Source organism: Burkholderia sp. Ac-20384, from assembly GCF_017104605.1.
Classification (GTDB): domain Bacteria; phylum Pseudomonadota; class Gammaproteobacteria; order Burkholderiales; family Burkholderiaceae; genus Burkholderia; species Burkholderia lata.
Genome location: NZ_JAAGPE010000200.1, coordinates 1 through 17996 on the forward strand (window position 1 = coordinate 1; position 17996 = coordinate 17996).

Annotated in this window: 19 protein-coding genes and 1 pseudogene; 10 read left to right on the forward strand and 10 right to left on the reverse strand. The window is 66.2% G+C overall.

The genetic code is table 11. The annotated features are described in order from the left end of the window. The 4 genes from G3O00_RS28630 to G3O00_RS28645 form a co-directional block, all read left to right on the forward strand. Positions 1-598 (forward strand): TolC family protein (locus G3O00_RS28630; RefSeq protein ID WP_206145031.1); only part of this gene is annotated, 598 nt, incomplete at its 5' end. A 59-nt stretch (positions 599-657) separates the two neighbouring features. Beyond that, positions 658-1776, forward strand: a complete 1119-nt coding sequence (locus G3O00_RS28635) for an HlyD family secretion protein (protein WP_206145032.1) — start codon at positions 658-660, stop codon at positions 1774-1776. Further along, positions 1773-3362, forward strand: a complete 1590-nt coding sequence (locus tag G3O00_RS28640) for a DHA2 family efflux MFS transporter permease subunit (RefSeq protein ID WP_206145033.1) — start codon at positions 1773-1775, stop codon at positions 3360-3362. The genes G3O00_RS28635 and G3O00_RS28640 overlap by 4 nt, the downstream gene beginning before the upstream one ends. A 69-nt stretch (positions 3363-3431) precedes the next feature. Continuing rightward, positions 3432-3893 carry a peptide ABC transporter ATPase gene (locus G3O00_RS28645; protein WP_346779006.1) on the forward strand — a complete coding sequence of 154 codons (462 nt, stop codon included), beginning with the start codon at positions 3432-3434 and terminating at the stop codon, positions 3891-3893. Positions 3894-4061: 168 nt separating this feature from the next. On the opposite strand, the gene G3O00_RS28650 is transcribed toward G3O00_RS28645, so the two are convergent. From G3O00_RS28650 to G3O00_RS28660, 3 genes are all read right to left on the reverse strand, one after another. After that, a complete protein-coding gene (locus G3O00_RS28650) occupies positions 4062-4382 on the reverse strand; it encodes a helix-turn-helix transcriptional regulator (RefSeq protein WP_011356515.1) in 321 nt (106 codons plus the stop codon). Next, complete coding sequence (locus tag G3O00_RS28655; protein WP_206145034.1) at positions 4379-4708, reverse strand: SymE family type I addiction module toxin; 330 nt, start codon at positions 4706-4708, stop codon at positions 4379-4381. Before G3O00_RS28655 ends, G3O00_RS28650 begins: the two co-directional genes overlap by 4 nt. 420 nt (positions 4709-5128) lie before the next feature. After that, entirely contained in the window at positions 5129-5728 is a 600-nt protein-coding gene (locus tag G3O00_RS28660; protein ID WP_206145035.1) for an NAD(P)H-dependent oxidoreductase, read from the reverse strand. Between the two features lie 110 nt (positions 5729-5838). On the opposite strand from G3O00_RS28660, the gene G3O00_RS28665 reads away from it, so the two are divergent. Further along, positions 5839-6756: a LysR family transcriptional regulator gene (locus G3O00_RS28665; RefSeq protein ID WP_206145036.1), complete on the forward strand. Its 918-nt coding sequence runs from the start codon at positions 5839-5841 to the stop codon at positions 6754-6756. Between the two features lie 34 nt (positions 6757-6790). On the opposite strand, the gene G3O00_RS28670 is transcribed toward G3O00_RS28665, so the two are convergent. The 3 genes from G3O00_RS28670 to G3O00_RS28680 all read right to left on the reverse strand — a co-directional run bounded on the left by G3O00_RS28670 (position 6791) and on the right by G3O00_RS28680 (position 9985). Continuing rightward, the gene (locus G3O00_RS28670) at positions 6791-7600 is read right to left on the reverse strand and encodes a TlpA disulfide reductase family protein (RefSeq protein ID WP_206145037.1); all 810 of its coding nucleotides are present in this window, start codon (positions 7598-7600) and stop codon (positions 6791-6793) included. Between the two features lie 561 nt (positions 7601-8161). Continuing rightward, positions 8162-8752 (reverse strand): DUF4410 domain-containing protein, encoded by a 591-nt coding sequence (locus G3O00_RS28675; protein ID WP_206145038.1) that lies wholly within the window; start codon positions 8750-8752, stop codon positions 8162-8164. 222 nt (positions 8753-8974) lie between these two features. Beyond that, complete coding sequence (locus G3O00_RS28680; RefSeq protein WP_206145039.1) at positions 8975-9985, reverse strand: hypothetical protein; 1011 nt, start codon at positions 9983-9985, stop codon at positions 8975-8977. Between the two features lie 201 nt (positions 9986-10186). Between G3O00_RS28680 and G3O00_RS28685 the strand changes: the two genes are divergently transcribed. After that, the gene (locus G3O00_RS28685) at positions 10187-10912 is read left to right on the forward strand and encodes a class I SAM-dependent methyltransferase (RefSeq protein ID WP_206145040.1); all 726 of its coding nucleotides are present in this window, start codon (positions 10187-10189) and stop codon (positions 10910-10912) included. Between the two features lie 158 nt (positions 10913-11070). On the opposite strand, the gene G3O00_RS28690 is transcribed toward G3O00_RS28685, so the two are convergent. The 3 genes from G3O00_RS28690 to G3O00_RS28700 all read right to left on the reverse strand — a co-directional run bounded on the left by G3O00_RS28690 (position 11071) and on the right by G3O00_RS28700 (position 13196). Beyond that, a complete protein-coding gene (locus G3O00_RS28690; protein ID WP_206145041.1) occupies positions 11071-11547 on the reverse strand; it encodes a GNAT family N-acetyltransferase in 477 nt (158 codons plus the stop codon). Between the two features lie 283 nt (positions 11548-11830). After that, positions 11831-12832 (reverse strand): zinc-dependent alcohol dehydrogenase family protein, encoded by a 1002-nt coding sequence (locus tag G3O00_RS28695; RefSeq protein ID WP_206145042.1) that lies wholly within the window; start codon positions 12830-12832, stop codon positions 11831-11833. Between the two features lie 61 nt (positions 12833-12893). Next, positions 12894-13196: a metalloregulator ArsR/SmtB family transcription factor gene (locus G3O00_RS28700; protein WP_174914313.1), complete on the reverse strand. Its 303-nt coding sequence runs from the start codon at positions 13194-13196 to the stop codon at positions 12894-12896. A gap of 269 nt (positions 13197-13465) precedes the next feature. Between G3O00_RS28700 and G3O00_RS28705 the strand changes: the two genes are divergently transcribed. Next, on the forward strand, positions 13466-15130 hold the full coding sequence (locus tag G3O00_RS28705) for an ABC transporter ATP-binding protein (RefSeq protein ID WP_206145043.1): 1665 nt from the start codon (positions 13466-13468) through the stop codon (positions 15128-15130). Between the two features lie 42 nt (positions 15131-15172). Here G3O00_RS28705 and G3O00_RS28710 read toward each other — a convergent pair whose 3' ends face one another. Then, positions 15173-16210, reverse strand: coding sequence for an aldo/keto reductase (locus tag G3O00_RS28710; RefSeq protein ID WP_206145044.1), 1038 nt, complete (start codon positions 16208-16210; stop codon positions 15173-15175). A 130-nt stretch (positions 16211-16340) separates the two neighbouring features. Between G3O00_RS28710 and G3O00_RS28715 the strand changes: the two genes are divergently transcribed. From G3O00_RS28715 to G3O00_RS28725, 3 genes and pseudogenes are all read left to right on the forward strand, one after another. Continuing rightward, positions 16341-17228 (forward strand): LysR family transcriptional regulator, encoded by an 888-nt coding sequence (locus G3O00_RS28715; RefSeq protein WP_206145045.1) that lies wholly within the window; start codon positions 16341-16343, stop codon positions 17226-17228. Between the two features lie 176 nt (positions 17229-17404). Further along, positions 17405-17704, forward strand: coding sequence for a helix-turn-helix domain-containing protein (locus tag G3O00_RS28720; protein ID WP_011356502.1), 300 nt, complete (start codon positions 17405-17407; stop codon positions 17702-17704). Between the two features lie 20 nt (positions 17705-17724). Next, a pseudogene (locus G3O00_RS28725) lies at positions 17725-17996 on the forward strand (aspartate aminotransferase family protein); the annotation flags it as partial.

Consider the following 17996-nt stretch of genomic DNA (forward strand, 5'->3'; position numbering starts at 1 on the left):
TTTCCGATCTTTTCCGGTCGGCGACGGCGCGGCGCTGCTCCGGCGCCGGCCCGACCTGCGCGAGAGCGAGCGGCGGCTCGCCGCGTCGAACGCGCGGATCGGTGTCGCGACGGCCGAGCTGTATCCGTCGATCGTGCTCGGCGGCTCGGTGAACTGGCTGTCGGCGACCGGCGATCCGTCATCGCTCGGCGACAAGTACGCGATCGCGTGGGGCGTCGGGCCGCTGATCACCTGGCGCTTTCCGAATCTCGCCGCGAGCCGCGCACAGCTCGCGCAGGCCCGAGCGGACGATGCCGCCGCGCGTGCGTCGTTCGATGCGCAGGTGCTGCGCGCGCTGAAGGAAACCGAGCAGGCGCTCGCCCGCTATGGCGCCGAGTGGCGCCACAAGGCCGCGCTCGACACCGCGCGTGCCGAGCACGCGCGCGCCTACCGGCTCGCCGAACTGAACTACGACGCGGGCGCGCTGGATTTTCTCGGCGTGCTCGACGCGCAGCGCAGCCTCGTCGCAGTCGATGCCGCGCTGGCCGCGTCGACGCAGCAGGTTGCGCTCGATCAGGTCGCCGTCTTCAAGGCACTGGGGGGCGGCTGGCAGCGCTAGCCGGCCGTTCGTGAATCCGCACGTCTATCCGCCCGCACTCAACCATTCCGATTCCGATCATGAGCACCACAGCCGTACCTGAGAAATCCGCCCGTTTCGCACGGCGCCACTGGATCGCCGCCGGCGTCTTCATCACCGTCATCGCGCTGGCCGGGTTCGGCTGGCGCTGGTGGACGGTCGGACGCTTCATCGAGCACACCGACGATGCGTACGTACGCGCCGACATCGTGACCGTCAGCCCGCGCGTGGCCGGCTATGTCGCACGCGTGGCCGTCGACGACAACCAGCCCGTGAAACGCGGCGACGTGCTCGTCACGCTGGACGATCGCGACTATCGCGCGAAACTCGACGATGCGCAGGCGGCCGTCGCCGCGGCGGATGCGACGCTGCAGGCCGAGGAAGCCGCGGCCGCGACGCTCGACGCGCAGGTCGGCCAGCAGCGCAGCGTGATCGAGCAGGCGCAGGCCGACGCGGCCGCCGCGCGTGCCGAAGCCACGCGGCGCGATGCCGATGCGGTGCGCTACAAGCAACTGCTTGCCGAATCGGCTGCCAGCGGGCAGCGCTGGGAACAGGCGCATGCCGATGCGCTGAAGGCCCGCGCGGAACTGGCTCGCGCGAGTGCGGCCGTGCGTGCGCAGGACGACCAGCAGACGGTGCTGCGCCGGCGCCGCGCGCAGAGCACGGCTGCGATCGAGCAGGCGCGTGCGCGGCTCGCGGCGTCCCGCGCGAAGCTCGCGCTGGCACAACTGGATGTCGAGCACACGGTGATCCGCGCGACCCGCGACGGCACGATCGGCCAGCGCGCGGTGCGCGCGGGCCAGTACGTCGAGGTCGGGATGCCGTTGCTCGCGGTCGTGCCGCTGCGCGACGTGTACGTCGTCGCGAACTTCAAGGAGACGCAGCTCGGCGCGATGTATGACGGACAGCCGGTCGAGATCGACGTCGATACCTACTCGGGCCGCACGCTGCACGGCCGCGTGCTCGGGCTCGCACCGGGTTCGGGTGCCGAATTCGCGCTGCTGCCGCCCGACAACGCGACCGGCAATTTCACGAAGATCGTGCAGCGCGTGCCCGTGAAGATCCACCTCGATGCGCCGCCGCCGGGGCTCGTGTTGCGGCCCGGCATGTCGGTGATCGCGCGCGTCGATACGCGCGGCGCGCCGGGAGCCGGTTCGTGAGCGCCGCAACCGGGCAGGCTGCGCAGGCCGAGCACGACGAAACCGTTTCGCTGCGCGCGTGGGTCGCGGTGCTCGGCGGCGTGTTCGGCTGCTTCATGGCGGGGATGAACGTGCATGTGACGAACGCGTCGCTGCCCGACATCCGCGGGTCGCTGGGCGCGAGCTTCGAGGAAGGCTCGTGGATCTCGACTGCCTACCTCGTGGCAGAGATCGTCGTGATTCCGCTCACCGGCTGGCTCGTGCAGGTGTTCTCCGCGCGCCGCGTGCTGCTCGTCGGCGCAACAGGGTTCCTTGTGTTTTCGATCGCATGCTCGGTCGCGCCGACCATCTCGTCGATGATCGTCGCGCGCGCGCTGCAGGGCGCGTTCGGCGGTGTGCTGATTCCGTTGTCGTTCCAGCTGATCGTCACCGAGCTGCCGCCGTCGAAGCATCCGCTCGGCATGGCGCTGTTCGCGGTCGCGAACAACGTCGCGCAGGCGGCCGGGCCGTCGCTCGGCGGCTGGCTCACCGACATGTACTCGTGGCGCTGGATCTTCTATCTGCAGATTCCGCCCGCGATCGCGCTGATCGCGGCGATCGCGTGGGCGATCCGCCCGGTGCCCGTGCAGTTGTCGAAGCTGCGGCAGGCTGACTGGTTCGGGATCGCGACGATGGCGCTCGGCCTGAGCGCGCTGCAGATCGTGCTGGAGGAGGGCGGTCGCAAGGACTGGTTCGCGTCCGACCTGATCGTCGAGCTGTCGATCGTCGCGGTGGTGGGGCTCGTCGCGTTCGTCGCGATCGAGCTGCGGCGCAAGGCACCGTTCATCAACCTGCGGCTGCTCGGCCGCTACAACTTCGGGATCGCGAGCCTGATGCAGTTCCTGTTCGGCGCGGTGGTGTTCGGCGTCGTGTTCCTCGTGCCGAACTACTTCGCCGAGCTGCACGGCTACAGCGCACGCGACATCGGCCTCGCGATGATCCCGTACGGGCTCGTGCAGTTCGTGATGTCGTTCCTGACGCCGCCGCTGATGCGCCGTACGAGCCCGCGCACGACGATCGTGCTCGGCTTCGTGCTCGTCGCGGCCGGCTGTCTGATGAACATCCACCTGACCGCCGACGCCGCATCGAACGTGATCGTGCCGTCGCTCGTCGTGCGCGGGATCGGGCAGTCGCTGGTCGTGATCGCGCTGTCGGTGATGGCCGTCGACGGAATCGAGAAGGCGCAGCTCGGCTCGGCGTCCGGCGTGTTCAACATGGTGCGCAACGTCGGCGGCGCGATCGGCATCGCGGTGGCGAGCCAGATCGTCGTCGAGCGGCAGAAGCTGCACGCGATGCGGATCGGCGAGGCCGTCTCGCCGTTCTCGGCGGCCTTTCAGGAACGCATGGCGACGCTGGCGCGGCTGCTGTCGCGCGTGCATGCGCCGCGTGCCGATGCGTTGCCGGGTTCGTCGACCGGCGGCGTGCACGAGCTGGCACTCGCGCTCGTGAACCAGCGCGTGATGCGCGAGGCGCTGCTGATGGCGTATAGCGATACGTTCCTGATCGCGGGTGTCGCGATGGCGGGGTGTACGGCGGCGGCGTTCTTGCTGAAGGGGAAGAAAGCGTGATGGGGACAGACGCCAGATATTGAAGCCTGATATAGCTGACAGGCGATGACTTCTCACAATGAGCGTATCGTGCATGCGGCGCGCGCGAGGCTGTTCTCCCGCGCCGATCACCATGAGGAGTGCGGCATGTCGAAGGATGATTCCCTGAGGGGACAGATCAAGGAGCAGGCCCAGGCGGCGGATCGCCACAACCTGGCGCGACCGGCTGCGAACGGTGCGCTGTGGGCGCGCGGCCTCACGACGCAACGGGTCGCGGACCTGTTCAGGACGCTGCAGGGGTTGCCGGGGCACTGGATGCAACTGCAGAACGAGGTCAACGCCGGGAATCGCTATTTTTACGGCGTGCAGAACGGCAGCGTGACGACCGACGAAGGGAAGGCGCTGATCCGCTGGATCGCCCAGGCGGTCGTGAGCGCCGCCGGTCAGGCGCAGTTCGACTTCCCGCTGCAGCAACTGCGTTTCACCGCCGACATGGGTTGGTTGAAGCTCCAGCGTGTGCAAGGGCGTGTGATGGTGTTTTCGCAGCCTTGACCGTCAGTCCAGGGGCGTAGCCGGACCCCGGCGCGATCGGTACGTCGTCGGTGTATCGAGGATGATCGTGGAGAGCCGGTACGTTGCGCTCGCTCGACTGTGACGGACATTCGGCGGCGGCCGGGCCCGGCCGCCACGCGCATTACGTATCGATCATTCCGCCGGTTGTCAGACCGATACGGTGATGCCTGCCGAACGCGGTGGCCCCGCCGGCCGCACCACGATTTCCACATGCTGGCCCAACGACGCCAGCGTCTGCATCAGCAGTTCCAGCGAAACGTTCCGGAGCCTTTCGCGCTGCTCGGGCGTGACGACCGGCCGGGCCATCTCTGCGAGCGCTGCAGCCTCGTCTTCGCTCAGGCCGCGCGAGACGATCAGCGCGTTGACCTTCAGGACCAGCGCAGACTTGGCCGACAATGCACCTGCGTCATCGAGTTCGAAGTCAGCCGGCAAGTTGCCGGCGCGTTGGGGCGAGTCGTTGCGATTCATTGCGCGTCTCCCGTGATCACCAAAAAATTCGATCGCGACGGTTCTGATGCGTGATCGACACGCTTCCCGAAATCGTCGCAGCGCCTGTCTTCGATCGGCGTGATCACCAGCCGCTTGTGCATCACCTCGATCTTCAACGGCTGCTCGGGATCGAAACCCGCTGCCTCGATCCAGTGGCTGGACAGCTTCATCCACAGATGGAGGACCGGCGATGCCATGTCGGCGAGCTTGAGGTGCGGAACGATGCGGCGAGTCTGAAAAGACGTTCGAGGGGGCACGAAACAATCGTGAAAACGAACCGGTGCGTTATGATTCGCGTCAGCCATGACTGACTCCCATGATGAGTGGGTTGTGGTCAGCGGCCCGCAGGTGCTCTAACACCAGCGGGCCGCGCTCGTTTACGCAGCGAATTTCGATCGGCATCCCGTCAAATGATTGGCATGACGAAATGACCTGATATTCCAAGCGAAAACGTGCGCCCACTCTAGCCGAGATCGACCGTTGTCAGGAGCTGGTCTGGAGTGTCTTCGTCGGTGCCGACGGCCACACCGATGTCTTGCATGCTTGCTGCGCAACGATTCCACGGCGATTGCGCTTGCGGGCCGCGTCGTTACTTCATTGGCGATATGTCAGAAAGCGTGTCGGTCGAATGCTTCGATTCGCCAGCTGTGCGTTGCACGGCGATGTCATTCACGTCGTGCAGGTAACGCCCGACCTTGCTCGGGAACGTCGCCGTACGTTCCGGCTTACGCGTGCAGCGCATCCATCTGCCGCCGAGCGTTCGCCAGTCCCGCCTCGAAACCGTGCGGCTTCATGTCGAGCCCTTCGGCATAGACGAATTCCACGTCGACGATGCCCATCAGGCCAAGCACGGCGCGCAGGTATGGCGTGACCGCATCCGTCTCCTGGCCGACGTGCACGCCGCCGCGCGAACTGAACACGATCGCGCTGATGCCTTCGACGAGCCCCACCGGATAGGTCTCCGTGTACCGGAACGTCACGCGTGCTCGCGCGACGAGGTCGAACCAGTTCTTCAACTGGGTCGGCACGTTGAGGTTGTACATCGGCGCGCCGATCAGCAGCAGGTCGCTGCCCTTGAGCTCGGCAATCAGTTCGTCCGACAGCACGATCGCGCGTTGCGCACGCTCGCTCGGGTTGGCTGCGCCGCGCAGCGCGTGAAACAGCTCGCTGTCGAGCATCGGCAGGTCGGTGTCGACGAGATTGCGCACGATCACGTCGTCGACGTGGCCGTTGGCCTGGCGCTCGGCCAGGAACGTGTCGATCAGCGTGCTGGTTTGCGACTGGCTGCCGTTAATGCTTGATTTGAGGACGAGGATCCGGGCCATGCGAGGTGCTCCGTTGCGAATGTGAGGACTGGAATCGATCCTATCAGCCACCTTTTATCGCCAAAAGCGATAAGATCGACGCACTGTGTAGCGTATTTGTCTCCAATCGCATGCGAAACAACCTGAAGGGCATCGACGTTTTCGTCGCTGCGGCGGAAGCGAGCAGCTTTGCGGAAGCCGCGGAGAAGCTGCACATCACGCGATCGGCGGTCGGCAAGAGCGTCGCGCGCCTCGAGGAGCGGCTGGGCGTCGTGCTATTTCAGCGGACGACGCGCAGCCAGAGCCTGACCGACGAAGGTGCGCTGTTCTACGACCATTGCCTGCGCGCGATGGAGCAGATCCAAGCGGGCGAGGCACTGCTGGAAACCGGCAAATGGCAGATGAAGGGGCGCCTGCGCGTGTCGATGCCGACGCTCTTCGGTCATCTTTGCGTGGCGCCGATCCTGATCGAGCTGGCGAAGGCGCATCCCGAGCTCGATCTCGACCTGTCGTTCAGTGATCGTTCCGTCGACCTGGTCGAAGAGCGTTTCGATCTCGCGGTGCGTGTCGGCACGTTGCCGAACAGCAGCGAGCTGGTGGCGCGACCGCTGGGCGAGCACCGGATGGCGTTTTGCGCATCGCCGGCGTACCTGAGCCGCTGCGGCGAACCCGCGACCTACGAAGAACTCGAACGGCACAAGGCGCTGGCCTATACGCGTTTCTGCCAGGTGCATCGCTGGCGCGTGATCGTCGACGGCCAGCGCGTGGAGCTGCAGCCCGCCGTTCGTTTGCTGTCCGACGATTTGAGCGCGCTGATGGATGCGGCCGTCGCGGATCTGGGCGTCGCGTGGTTGCCGTACTGGCTGGTGCGCGACGCGCTGCGTGGCGGTGTGTTGCGGGAGCTGTTGCCCGATCGGCCGGGCGTGATCTTTCCGATCCAGGCAGTGTGGCCCTACACGCTGCATCTTCCGCTGAAAGTCCGGGCCGCCGTCGATGCACTGCTGGAACATCTGCCGGCCCGGCTGGCGGCGGTCGAGGCGCGGATGTGACGACGCGGCGCCGCTGCGGTTCGGTCGACGCGCGTTACTGGCCGAAGCGGTCCGCGACGGCATCCTTCAGCCGTGCGGCGGTGATCTCGCCCATGTGCGATTCGACGAGGTTGCCTTTCGCGTCGAAGAAGAGCGTGGTCGGCAGCCCGCGCGAACCGTAGGTTTTCATCGCGTGCATCGAGCGATCGAGCAGCACGTGATCGAACCGTAGCCCCTTCTGTTCGAGGAACGCGCGCACGGCTTGCGCGTCTTCGCCCTGGTTGACCATCAGCACCGTCATCCCCGGATGCTCCTGCTGCGCTTGCGCGAGGATCGGCATTTCGCGCTGGCACGGCGGGCACCACGTGGCCCAAAGATTCACGACGACAGGCTTGCCCGCGAAGCGTTGCACCGGCACCGGCGTGGCATCGAGCGCTTCGAGCTGCAGCGCGGCAAGCGGCGGCGCGCCGTGCTGCAACGTGGCGAGCGTGCCTTGCGCGATGCCCCATGCGGCGATGCCCGCGAGCATGCCGGCCATCACCGGGCGACGCAGTGCGGACAGGCGGCGCAGGCGCCAGCCCGCGAACACGATCCCGGCCGCGAGGCCGATGCGCCAGTCGAAGCCGCCGTCGCCGAGCGCGATGATCGAGCGCGGCGCGGCGGCGTACTCGTGCCACCACTGCGCGACGTAGCCGATACGCGCGGCGAGCAGGCCGAACAGCAAGGTATCGAGGATCAGGCTCGACGCGGTCTTGTGATGTCCGTCCGGCGGGCGACGCTGGATGAAACGGGCGACGAGCCACGCGAGCAGCGCGGCGACAGCTACCGCGACGACGCGGATCGAGAAGGGACCAATGCTCAGCATGAAAGGGCGGACGTGATCGAGCGGGACTGGAGAGGGGATTGTCCGCCACGGCGATGAAGCCGTCGACGGGCGTGCGGCGATTCGACAGGTCGCCGCGTATGGGGGTTCCCGTCGAGAACGTAACGGCGCGTTGCGGATTCGGTGAACGCGCGTGGATCAGGACTGCATGATTTTCATGCGGAAGGGCCGCGAATCAGACCAGTCTGATGGTCAGCGGAATAGCGGTCGTCAACAATACGCATACCGGTGAGATGTGGTGTCCTCCGGCATCCCGAACAGGGATCTTTCCTTGACGGCCGCTCCTCCCGCGAGCGGCCGCTTTTTTATCGCCGTGCGAGCGGGCGTGAGTGTCTTGTGGCGGTCGGTGGGCGCGGCCGCGATCCGATTGATATCGGCTGACTAAACGGAATAGGACCGCTGCCAGATGCGAGCACCGGGCATTCACTCGCGCATCGCATGGCGGTCGGTTCGCGACCGGCGAGACCATTCGCTGGCGGTGGCATGTGATCCACCGCCGTTACCCGACGGGCCGCGCATCCGCGATCCGTCGGGCGTCGGGTCTTACAGCTTCTTCGATGCTGCCGGTGCCGTGTCGGCCTGCGTGGCCGCGGTCGCCGGATCGAGCGTCGCGAGCGTCTTCTCGGTGAATTTCTCGTACAGCCAGTCCATGCGCAGACTGTCGATGCCGGCGATGCCGCCGAGCGCATACGACGCCGACACCTTGAAGCGGTCGACCGGATGATTGTCGGCATCGGTGAGCGTCACGGTGCCGTCGACGTGATCGTTGCCGGCCATGAAGCCGAACATGACGGCCGAGAAACTCGATCGCACGCGAATGCCGGTGACTTCGACATTCAGGTGCATCGCGTCGGTCGAACCGGTCGTTGCCAGCAGCTTGCGTGCGGCCAGTGCGCTTTCGATTTTCCCTTTCAGGTTGTCGGGGCTGAATTTCAGATTGTCTTTCAGCGCTTCCTGCGCGGCATTGTCGAGCGTGACATTCACGATCACGGGCTTCGTGCCGAATTTGGGCGTCGATGCAGTCGCGATGGCCCCCGGCTGATCGCTGGCCTCGCGTGTCACGCTGCTCGCGCAGCCCGACAGGAAGCCGATCGTCACCAATGCCAGCGCGGCATGACGGAATACGGATTTCATGATTTGGTCTTTTTTAGTTCGGGTTATTTGAAATGGCTCTTTGGCCGGGCGGAAATCTAGCACGGGCCGATTCGATTCCAAAGGTCGAATAGATCGAAAGCCGAATCGGCATTTATTCGTCGCGGCGTTATACGCCGATGAAAAACCGGGCGACCGAGCTGCGAAAGGTTTCGGACACCAGTGATCGGATCTTGCTGTCGAGGGGCTGACCTCGGTGGGCGATCACTGTCCATTGCCGGACACAGTGCCGCCAAGCCGATACGCGGTGAAGAACTCGTACCAGGGCGAGCCTTCGCCAACCGGCACATTGAGTACTGCGGTCCGCCGCTTCAACGCACCGAACACGTCGTTGATACGCGCCGTCTGCCCCGCATCGTTGAACGGATAAGGCCGCGCCCGGCCGGCCGCGAATGCGCCATACGCGATCGCGAGCAGGCGCGCGCTGTCGTCGGTCGACGCGATCGACCCGTTGATCATTTCAGCGAAGCGCGGCCGGTCTTCCGCGCGCGATCCGGACAGGCACAGGAACACGATCGCCGACAGTTCGTGCAGATCCTTCATCCGCAGCAGCTCCGGCAGCTGCGCGACGATCCGCTCGACCGGTTCATCGCGCAGTGCATCGCTGAAGTCGAGCACGGCGGTCATCGGATTCGTGTCCGCCTTCAGGCGCTCGAGCGCCGACGACGATACGGCCGACGCGCTCGCCCCGTCCGACGACGTTGCCGGCGCCGCCCGCAACGCCTCGGCCACCTGCTGCGTCCATTCCGGAAAGATCATCCGCACGTTGCCGAACTGCTCGCCGCCTTCCGCCGCCGGATTCCAGCGATACACGATCGTGCCGCCGCGAATGAACGGCGAATACAGGTGTTCGGGTGTCTGGGGCAGCGGCCGCCGGTTGATCGGCAGCCAGGCGAGCGTCAGCCAGTCGTAGCGGCCGGTGGCCGGCACGGACGGGCTCGAGCTCGCGACGACCTGCCACGTGCCGCGATTCGCATAGCGGCGTCGCGCGTCGGGCACCGGGACGGTCCGGCCTTTCGCGGTGTCGAAGTAGGTCGTGCCGGTCACGTTCGTGCCGCTGTCCGCGGCCGGCGTGAGGGTGGAGATGACCCACGATGCGCCGTCCGCCGAACGATAGTCGGACGGCTTCAGCGTGGCGACGTCGTGCACCATGCGCGTTTCCGCCGCGACGGGGCTCGGAGGGAGATTGGCGGGCGCGGCCAGGATGCTCGGCATGGGATGTCCTCGGAATCGGGTGCGCATCGACGAGCAGCGGCGACGCGCGGCGGCGCAAGTTGTTTTATGTAACTGTAGAACTTCGCGACCGGAAACGGAAACCGGCCGAAGCGGTGCAACGCGCTCACACCGTTCGCCGCTTCGGCTTACCATGCGCATCCTGAGCCAACGACGAACACCGGACGCTGAACGGGAGCGCACATGACCGACACGACAGCCATCACCGAACACTGGGCACAGGTCGCCGACCAATGGATTGACTGGGCCGGCAAGCCGGGGCACGACGCATTCTGGAAATACCGCGCGGGGCTCGCGGCCTATATCGGCCGCGATACCGGCCGCGCGCTGGAGATCGGCTGCGGCGAAGGCCGCGTGAGCCGTGAGTTGAAGGCGCTCGGCTACGACGTGACCGCGACCGACGTGGTGCCCGCGATGCTCGACGCCGCGCGTCACGCGGATTCCGCGCATCGCTACGAGCTGGCCGACGCGGCGTCGCTGCCGTTCGACGCGGCCAGCTTCGATCTCGTGATGGCGTACAACGTGCTGATGGACCTCGACGACATGCAGCGCGCGTTGAACGAAGCGCGCCGCGTGCTGAAGCCGGGCGGGACGCTGTTCATCTCGCTCGTGCATCCGTTCCGCGATCGTGGCAGCTTTGCGGGGCCGCAACCCGATGCGCCGTTCGTGCTGAAGGGCAGCTATTTCGGGCGCGAGCACTTCGACGGCGTGGAAACGCGCGACGGGCTGTCGATGCACTTCGCCGGCTGGTCGCTGCCGCTGCAGGCGTACATGGAAGCGCTGGAAGCGGCCGGGTTCGCGATCGTGTCGCTGCGCGAGCCGCCGCCCGATCAGGCGGATACGGATCAGTTGAAGCAGTGGGCGCGCGTGCCGCTGTTTTTATGGATCAAGGCGCGGCCGGTGGGTTGATTTCGTAGCCCCGAGGACACAAAAATCGACCGAAAGGATGCTCTTGTATCCCCGGGGCTACCGGGTTTGCCGAAACGGTTGTTCCCGGAAATGATCATGGCCTTCAATCGGGCCGGGCAATCCACGAGATTGCGCTTGCCCACGTCTCACCGTTCATCTCAGCGCGACAACTCCTTCCGGTAGAGCACGGCCCCCGGTTTTGCCGCGACGGTGTCGTAGAGTCGCATCGCCGTGTGGTTCGTCTCGTGTGTCTGCCAGTACACGCGTTCGGCGCGATGCGCACGTGCGGCGTCGTACACGGCTTCGATCAGCGCGCGGCCGACGCCCTTGCCGCGCTCGCTGTCGAGCGTGAACAGGTCCTGCAGGTAGCAGGTCGGCCCGATGTGCGTCGTGCTGCGGTGATACAGGAAATGCACGAGTCCGACCAGCCTGTCGTTGCGCTCCGCGACGAGCGCGTGCACGGGTTCGTAACCGTCGAAGAAGCGCGACCACGTCAGTTGGGTGACCCTCAGCGGCAGGGCCGTATCGTCGAAGCGGCCGTAGAAGCGGTTGTAGCCGTCCCACAGCGGCAGCCACTGGTCGTAGTCGTTTTCCGTGACCGCGCGTACGGTCAGTCCGGTGTCGTTGGCGTTCATGTTGGCGGACCTGTCGATGAGAAGAGGGCGCGCCGCCGATCCGGCAGGCGCGTCGCAGGTCTCTACGATAGGAAGTTCGCGGCCCCATGGGTAGGCCCATGACGACGGCATTTCATGGTGCCACGATCCGCACGAATCTCGCGATGTTGGCCGTCCGTCAAAGCTGGCGGGGATCGCGTCGGCTGCGCTTGGGTCTGTCGGGTTCAGCCCACAAGCAACCCTGATGCTCGCGACTCACCGCGAATCCCGCGCCACTCGCTACGGTCAACATGCAAGAAAAAGATCACGCCCCTTGGGTGCCGCCATCACGTTTGGAATGAGCCGACGGCTCGACTGCAATCGCGATCTTTCCTCGAACACCGTGGTTGGGACGTTCCAGCAGCGCGTGCGCGAGCGGAACGTCGGCAAGGGAATAGACCGCACCTACGTGTGGCCGCAGCTGTCCACGCTCGATCAAGGCGCTCAACTCATCCAGCTTGCCGCGATTCTGTCGCGTGAACACGAAGTGATAGCTCGCGTTCTTGCCCCAGGCCTGAATGACGTTTTGCGGCTGGGCGATGTCCACGATCGTGACGACGCGGCCAAGCTGGGCGAGCGCATCGGGGCTGCGCGACAGGGTGTTGCCGCCGATGGTGTCGAACACGACATCGACGCCGCGGCCACCGGTGTCTCGCATGACGGCGTCGACGTAATCGTCCTTTTCGTAGTCGATGACCACATCGGCACCCAGGCTCCGGGCGAACTCGACGTTTGCTTCGCGCACGGTCGTGAACACCCTCGCACCGATGGCTTTGGCGAGCTGGATCGCCACATGGCCGACGCCTCCCGCGCCGCCGTGTACCAGAATGCTTTCGCCCACGCGCAGCGCTGCACGCACGACCAGCGCTTCCCAAACCGTCCCGCCAACCAGCGTCAGGCTTGCCGCTTCAAGATGGCTCAACGAAGGCGGCTTCTTCCCGACGATGCTTTCGGCCGCCACGTGGTACTCGGCATAGCTGCCAGGCCCGTCGAAGATCTGCGGGGTGTACCAGACTTCGTCTCCCGGCGAGAAGGCCGTCACACCCGGCCCGACGGCTTCGACCACGCCGGATACGTCGTGTCCGGTAATGGCCGGAAGTGGCACCAGGTCCGGATAGTCGCCCCGTCGGACCTGGTAATCCAATGGGTTGATGGAGGTGGCATGGACCCGGACCAGGACTTGTCCCGCGTGCGGCACCGGCTTGGGCACGTCGCCCAGTTCGAATGATTCCGGGCCGCCAAATGACTTGAGCAACAGCGCTTTCATTGCACTTCCTCGTTTCGATAAAAAGGGATATCGGGAATTATCGATATCATGGGGCAAAAAATTACAGGTCTTTCCCGATGGTCTTGGCCAGCGCGCTGATGGCTGCTTCGTTACGCTTGTAGTAGGTCCACTGGCCGATGCGCCTGACTTCCACCAGGCCTGCTCGTTGCAGCGTCGCAAGGTAATCGGATACCGTCGACTGCGACAGCCCGACGCCTTCCTGAATACTGCTGACGCAGACGCCCACCGTATGAACATCCCCTTCATCCTGCGGAGGGAAGTTCTTCACGGGATCCTTCAAACCCTGCAGGATTTCAAGGCGTGTCCGGTTCGAGAGGGCTTTGAAGATGTCGAGCAATTCCATGGGCAGCGAGTATATCGAGATTTACCGATATGTCAATGTGGGTGCCAACCGTCGTTCCGTCGAGTCGCTCCGGTTCTGGCGCCACACTCGGATTGGCATGCGTTCCTTGGAACGGACGTGTTCAGCCGCTCAAGGGTGCTTTTCAACGGAATGAGCCTCCGGGAACCACGCCACGCCACCCACACGCCACCACGCCATTCCTTTCACTCTGTTAGACTTTTTCGCCCATCGCCGCCATCCGGGCTGCGCCGTGCCCGGTTCATCCCGCCATGAACGAAACCCGTGCGTCGCATCCGATCACCGAGGTCCTGCGGGCCTACTGGAAGGCCGATCGCCTGATGTTGCTGACGGTCGTGGCGGTCGTCCTCCTGTCGAGCGCGAGCGCGGTTGCCGCACCCTATCTGTTCTCGCGCCTGATCGACGCGCTGTCGCATCGCGGCGTGCTCCACGCGCTGATTCCGGGCTTCGTGCTCTACGCGGTGCTGCTGGGCCTCTCCAGCGCGCTGCAACGCGTGGTGCAATACCTCGCGTTCATGAGCTCGGAGAATCTGGGCTTCATCACCAGCACGCGCTTTTTCGAGCGCATCCTGAAGAAGACCACGGCGTTCTTCGTCGAGCACAATCCCGCCGAAATCCAGAACGCGAACGTGCGCGGCAGCCGGGCGCTGTCGGTGCTCGTGCTGCTGAGCCTGATGGAGCTGATCCCCGGCACGCTGCAGATCGTGCTCACGCTCGTCACGCTCGGCGCACTGATCAACGTCGAGGTCGTGGCCATCACCGCCGCCTACGGTGCGGTCGCTGTGACGATCGCGATCGTCGGCGCGCGGCGCTCGCGCGCGTTCCTCGATCGCGCGATCGAGGCCGGTCAGGAGAATGCGCGTTTCGTCGGCGGCGCGATCAACGCGATGGAGACGCTCCGGCATTTCGGCAGCCATCGCTGGATGAACGAACGTTTCTCGGAGAAAGCGCGCGTCGAGCGCGACAGCTGGCGCGCGTATGTGCTGCAGCACGTCCGCTATCTCGCGGTGCTGGGCCTCGGCCTCGCGGTCCAGTTCTCGGTGACGTTCTGGCTGCTGCTGCCGCGCCATGCGGCGGGCGCGCTGTCGATCGGCGACATCGTGCTGTTCAACACGTTGCTGCTGCAGCTGAACCAGCCGTTCGAAATGATCGCGCGCTCGGTCGACGAGTGCGCCCGCTCCCGCGCGGCGCTCGGGCCGTTCGCGGCGCTGTGGACGGCGCCCGAGGAGCGGCAGGTGTCGCACGCGTCGGCGTTCGCGCCGCGCGACGGGCGCATCGTGTTCGACCGCGTTGCCTATGCGTACGACAACGGCCGCGGCGTGACCGACGTCGACTTCGTCGCCGAGCGTGGTGCGATCACGTTCCTCGTCGGCGAAACCGGCGCGGGGAAATCCACCGTCTTCAAGCTCGCGCTGAAGTCGATCGAGCCGACTGGCGGGCGCATTCTCGTCGACGGCGTCGATCTCGCGGAGATCGATCGCGCGGACTGGTACGGCGCGGTCGCCGTCGTGCCGCAGGATGTCGTGCTGCTGAACGAAAGCCTCGAGGACAACATCCTGCTCGGCCGCCCGCGCGATGCGCAGCGTCTGCGCGAAGCGGCGGCGAAGGCGACGATCCTGACGTTCATCGAGAGTCTGCCGGACGGCTTTCGCACCACGGTGGGCGAGCGTGGGCTGAAGCTGTCCGGCGGCGAGCGCCAGCGCATCGCGATTGCCCGCGCGCTGTATGGCGATCCGACCGTGCTGTTCCTCGACGAAGCGAGCTCCGCGCTCGACGAAGCCACCGAGCGCGACATCATGGAGCACGTGCGGCTGCTGGCCCGCGACGTTACGGTCGTTGCGATCACGCACCGGCGCTCGGTCATCGGGCCGGCCGACAAGGTCGTGCGGCTCGGCGACGCGCGTGTGCCGGCGTAGCGCTGCACGGTCGCGCGCGCAGGCTCCGCGGGCCGTCGGCGCTTACCCGCGCAGCGGCGGATTGAGCTGCGCGAACGCCTGCTGGCGGCGATACGGGAAGTACGGATAAGGCGCTTCCACCGCGCTCGCCGCGTCGAGCGTCGCGACCTGTGCATCGGTCAGCGCCCAGCCGACCGCGCCGAGGTTCTGCCGCAGCTGTTCCTCGTTGCGCGCGCCGATGATCACCGACGATACCGTCGGGCGCAGCAGCAGCCAGTTCAGCGCGATCTGCGGCACGGTCTTGCCGGTTTCCTCGGCGATCGCGTCGAGCGCATCGACCACGTCGTACAGGCGCGCGTCGTCGACCGGCGGCCCGAAGCTGGCCGTTTCATGCAGGCGGCTGCCTTCGGGCAGTGGCGTATTGCGCCGGATCTTGCCGGTGAGCCGGCCCCAGCCGAGCGGGCTCCAGACGAGCGCGCCGAGCCCCTGGTCGGCGCCGAGCGGCATCAGGTCCCACTCGTAGTCGCGGCCGACGAGCGAGTAGTAGACCTGGTTCGCCACGTAACGCGACCAGCCGTGCTGATCCGCCACTGCCAGCGACTTCATGATCTGCCACCCTGCGAAGTTCGACACGCCGATGTAGCGCAGCTTGCCCGCGCGCACGAGATCGTCGAGCGTCGACATCACTTCCTCGACCGGCGTGCTGGCGTCGAATGCGTGGAGTTGCAGCAGGTCGATGTAGTCGGTGTCGAGGCGGCGCAGTGCGTGGTCGACGGCGCGGACCAGCCGCGCGCGCGACGTGCCCGCGTCGTTCGGGCCGCTGCCGGTCGGCAGGCCCGTCTTCGTCGAGATCAGCACCTGGTCGCGGCGTCCCTTGATCGCGGCGCCGAGTACGCGCTCGGATTCGCCGTCCGAATACACGTCGGCCGTGTCGAACAGGTTCACGCCGGCTTCGAGGCAGATGTCGATCAGGCGGCGCGCTTCGTCGACGCCCGTGTTGCCCCATGCGCTGAACAGCGGGCCGGTGCCGCCGAACGTGCCGGCGCCGAAGCTCAGGACGGGAACCTTGAGGCCGGAGCGGCCGAGGGTGCGGTATTCCATGGCGGGTTTCCTTGGGGTGATCGAAGTGTCGAGAGGCGGCCGCGTGGCCAGGTGTCGCCACACTGTATCGCTTGCGGATATTTCGGATAATTGGGCAGACTTCGAAAATATCGTTCGGAAGAGGCGAATAATGCTGCTCGACAATCTCGCGCTGTTCCTGCGCATCGTGGAGAAGGGTGGACTGGCCGCGGCGGGCCGTGAGTTCGGGCTGTCGCCGGCCACCGTGTCCGAGCGGCTGACCGCGCTCGAGCGCCACTACGGCGCGGCGCTGCTCACGCGCACGACGCGCGCGATCAGCCTGACCGACGAAGGCCGCACGCTCGTCGACGGCGCGCGGAGCCTGCTCGCCGAAGCCGACGAACTCGAAAGCCGCGTGCGGCTCGGTGTGCAGACGCTGTCGGGCCCCGTGCGCCTGAGCGCGCCGGCCGATCTCGGCCGCGAGCGGGTAGTGCCCATCGTCGACGCGTTTCTCGCCGAGCATCCGGGCGTGACGGTCGACCTGCATCTCGGCGACGGTTACGTCGATGTCGTCGGGCAGGGGCTCGATTTCGCGATCCGCCGTGGGGTGCTTGCCGACAGCTCGCTGCGCAGCCGTTCGCTCGGCCGCGCGCGGCGCGTGGTGTGCGCGTCGCCCGCGTATCTCGCGGCGCACGGCACACCGAAGCATCCGGACGATCTCGCCGCGCACGATTGCATCGTGATGCGCTTCGGGCCGGACCTGTATGCCGAATGGCCGTTCAGCATCGATGGCGAACCCCGGCGCGTGACGGTGCGCGGCCGGCGTGTGGCCAACGATGGCTCGCTCGTGCGCGCGTGGTGCGTCGCGGGGCACGGCGTCGCGCTGAAGTCGCTGGTCGACGTCGAACAGGATCTGGCGTCCGGCGCGCTCGTGGAAGTCTTGCGCGCGTTCTCGCCGGGCGACGTCGACTTGCAGATCGTCTATCCGGGCAACGCCGTGCAACCGAGGCGCGTGCGTGCGCTGATCGACAGGTTGGCGCAGGCGCTGGGCGCGGGGTAACGGGCAGGGTTCAGTCGGTCCGTTAAGCGTTGCAGCGTCTGTCCGGACGTGATCGCATCGAAGGCGGGCGTGACGATTGCGAGTACGACGTCGCAGGCTGAAACCGGCGCTCGATCGATTGCACACATTTCGTCATTTAGCTAATATTCGAAACGTTAATCGAACTCCGCATGCTCATGGACGACGTCACCCGCATCAGCGCATTGGCCAACGAAAGCCGTCTGGCCGTGATGCGCTGGCTCAAGCAGCCACGCAAGCATTTCCCGCCGCAGCCGCACGGCGATTTCGACGAACTCGGCGTGTGCTGCACGTACATCACCGAGAAGCTCGGCATCGCGCCGGCCACGACCACGCGCCACATGCGCATCCTCGCGGATGCCGGGCTCGTGCAGGCGACCCGCGCCGGCAAGTTCACGTACTACAAGCGGATCGACGGCGCGCTTGAGCAACTCGGCCGCGATCTTTTGCAACTCTGACTCCCACTGAGGCTACCGACATGGACGAACTTGCATTGCTGGCCGACGCCGACCGGCGCGCGCACGCGTATCTGGCCGCGACGAACGCGCGGCGCGCGTTTCCCGACGCGGCCGCACTGGCCGGCCTTGCGGCGTTCGACGAGCCGCTGCCCGACGCGGGCCGCCCGGCCGACGACGTGCTTCGTCGGCTCGACGAGCGCGGCACGCCCGCGACCGTCGCGTCGAACGGACCGAACTACTTCGGCTTCGTGATCGGCGCCGCGCTGCCGGCCGCGGCGGCGGCCGAGCGGCT

Coding starts and splice junctions, on each gene's coding strand:
- G3O00_RS28635 (WP_206145032.1), top strand. CDS start 658: ATGAGCACCACAGCCGTACCTGAGAAATCCGCCCGTTTCGCACGGCGC.
- G3O00_RS28650 (WP_011356515.1), bottom strand. CDS start 4,382: ATGAATCGCAACGACTCGCCCCAACGCGCCGGCAACTTGCCGGCTGAC.
- G3O00_RS28655 (WP_206145034.1), bottom strand. CDS start 4,708: ATGGCTGACGCGAATCATAACGCACCGGTTCGTTTTCACGATTGTTTC.
- G3O00_RS28660 (WP_206145035.1), bottom strand. CDS start 5,728: ATGGCCCGGATCCTCGTCCTCAAATCAAGCATTAACGGCAGCCAGTCG.
- G3O00_RS28665 (WP_206145036.1), top strand. CDS start 5,839: ATGCGAAACAACCTGAAGGGCATCGACGTTTTCGTCGCTGCGGCGGAA.
- G3O00_RS28670 (WP_206145037.1), bottom strand. CDS start 7,600: ATGCTGAGCATTGGTCCCTTCTCGATCCGCGTCGTCGCGGTAGCTGTC.
- G3O00_RS28675 (WP_206145038.1), bottom strand. CDS start 8,752: ATGAAATCCGTATTCCGTCATGCCGCGCTGGCATTGGTGACGATCGGC.
- G3O00_RS28680 (WP_206145039.1), bottom strand. CDS start 9,985: ATGCCGAGCATCCTGGCCGCGCCCGCCAATCTCCCTCCGAGCCCCGTC.
- G3O00_RS28685 (WP_206145040.1), top strand. CDS start 10,187: ATGACCGACACGACAGCCATCACCGAACACTGGGCACAGGTCGCCGAC.
- G3O00_RS28690 (WP_206145041.1), bottom strand. CDS start 11,547: ATGAACGCCAACGACACCGGACTGACCGTACGCGCGGTCACGGAAAAC.
- G3O00_RS28695 (WP_206145042.1), bottom strand. CDS start 12,832: ATGAAAGCGCTGTTGCTCAAGTCATTTGGCGGCCCGGAATCATTCGAA.
- G3O00_RS28700 (WP_174914313.1), bottom strand. CDS start 13,196: ATGGAATTGCTCGACATCTTCAAAGCCCTCTCGAACCGGACACGCCTT.
- G3O00_RS28705 (WP_206145043.1), top strand. CDS start 13,466: ATGAACGAAACCCGTGCGTCGCATCCGATCACCGAGGTCCTGCGGGCC.
- G3O00_RS28710 (WP_206145044.1), bottom strand. CDS start 16,210: ATGGAATACCGCACCCTCGGCCGCTCCGGCCTCAAGGTTCCCGTCCTG.
- G3O00_RS28715 (WP_206145045.1), top strand. CDS start 16,341: ATGCTGCTCGACAATCTCGCGCTGTTCCTGCGCATCGTGGAGAAGGGT.
- G3O00_RS28720 (WP_011356502.1), top strand. CDS start 17,405: ATGGACGACGTCACCCGCATCAGCGCATTGGCCAACGAAAGCCGTCTG.